Raw genomic sequence first — 260 nt, forward strand, 5'->3', positions numbered from 1 at the left:
TCGAGACCTTCACCGTACAGAGCCTGGATGGCACCAGCCACACCGTGACCATCACCATCACCGGCGTGAACGATGCGGCCGTGATCAGCGGTGCCGACCACGGCGCGGTGCTGGAAGATGAGAGCAAACCGACCCTGACCGAGACCGGCAGCCTGACCCTGACCGACGTGGACGGGGTGGACGAGGCCGAGTTCAAACCGGGCCTGGGCGCGCCGAGTGCCAATGCCCTGGGCAGCCTGACCATTGCCGCGGATGGCAAG

At 66.5% G+C, this 260-nt stretch carries 1 protein-coding gene; it reads left to right on the plus strand.

The features are described 5' to 3' along the window. On the plus strand, positions 1-260 hold a 260-nt coding region (locus tag KW821_RS21495), incomplete at both ends, for a VCBS domain-containing protein (protein WP_218292870.1).

The sequence above is a fragment of the Aeromonas sp. sif2416 genome, from assembly GCF_019218665.1.
GTDB classification, from domain to species: domain Bacteria; phylum Pseudomonadota; class Gammaproteobacteria; order Enterobacterales; family Aeromonadaceae; genus Aeromonas; species Aeromonas encheleia.